Origin of the sequence: Kitasatospora sp. NPDC058184 (assembly GCF_042883725.1) — a bacterium.
Taxonomy (GTDB): domain Bacteria; phylum Actinomycetota; class Actinomycetes; order Streptomycetales; family Streptomycetaceae; genus Kitasatospora.
Map to the genome: position 1 here is coordinate 1 of NZ_JBHVVE010000067.1, position 1199 is coordinate 1199.

The window sequence follows — 1199 nt, forward strand, 5'->3', positions numbered from 1 at the left end:
GCCGGCAACGAGTACCCGATCGTCGGCGGCGAGCGCCAGGACCCCAAGACCGCATCGGCCGAAGACTGGGGTGGCAAGTTCTACATCACCGACCAGGCGAAGAGTCGAAACGATGTCGTGTACTTCGACAACCAGGTGACTCAGCTCGCCAACACGGTTGTGCGGAAGGTCAACGCGCGCGCAGTCGCAACTCTCGAGTCCGCCATCGCCGGTCTCAACGGCGCGGGCGTGGTCCCTGGCCACGACTGGTCGAACGTCACCCTCTCGGGCAACGCACCGACCCCCAACGCGGAGCGTCCCGGCGCCGACTTCGCCAAGGTCCAGCTTGCCGCCGACCGCGAGGAACTCGGCGTGGTCTACGACCTCTGGATCGTGAACCCGCAGGAGAAGGCGAACCTGGTCATCGCTTACGGCGAGGACTATGAAGCCATCCTCCGGGCATCCGGGATCGAGATCTTCGATTCCAATCGCGTGACCGCCGGCACCGCCTACGCCGTCGCGCGCGGTCAGGTCGGTTTCCTCGACTACGAAGTCGGCCTGACGACCGAGACGTGGCGAGAAGAGAAGACGCGCAAGAACTGGGTCCAGTCCTACGTCCAGCCGATCTTCGGAGTTACGAACCCGTACTCCATCAAGAAGGTCACCGGATTGGCGGGCTGACATGACCGAGAAGACGATACGAGTTGCGGTATGGGAGTACCTCAATCACGAAGGTAAGCGACGGTTCGCCTACTTCGGTGACGTTGTCGATCTGCCCGATTCGGAGATCGAGCGCGGTGAGCAGGTCGAGGCGTTCGGCGCAGATCTGACACTCTCGGATCTCGCTGATCAGCCTGATCCGTCGACCAAAGCGGAAGTGCCTGCAGAACAGCCTGCCACTCCGGCGGAGCCTGGCGCGACAACCTCGGACACTCCACCGGCTGCCGACGTCAAGCTCGAGCGCCCGAAGAATGCGGCGCCGAAGCCTGAATGGGTCGAGTACGCAGCCTGGCGCGGTATCGACGGTGTCGAGGACATGAGCAAGGACGAGCTCGTCGCCGCAGTCAACGCGCTCGACGCACAGTGAGATGAGGGGGCTTCATGGCATTCGCAACACCTGACGAGCTTGCGGCGCAATGGGGCCCCCTCGATTCGATCCAACGGGCGCGGGCGACCGCACTGTTGGACATGGCCGAGCGCATGCTGCGAAAGCACGTCGA

General features: G+C 63.6%; 2 protein-coding genes. Both read left to right on the top strand.

Annotation, left to right across the window (positions count from 1 at the left end; translation table 11 throughout):
- A partial coding sequence (locus ACFVXH_RS41355) for a major capsid protein (protein ID WP_387831242.1) occupies window positions 1–660 on the top strand: 660 nt, incomplete at its 5' end.
- A gap of 1 nt (window position 661) precedes the next feature.
- Entirely contained in the window at window positions 662–1066 is a 405-nt protein-coding gene (locus tag ACFVXH_RS41360) for a hypothetical protein (RefSeq protein WP_387482565.1), read from the top strand.
- Window positions 1067–1199: the final 133 nt, after the last annotated feature.

Excerpts from the sequence above, each read along its gene's own strand:
- ACFVXH_RS41360 (WP_387482565.1), top strand. The coding sequence starts at position 662 with ATGACCGAGAAGACGATACGAGTTGCGGTATGGGAGTACCTCAATCAC.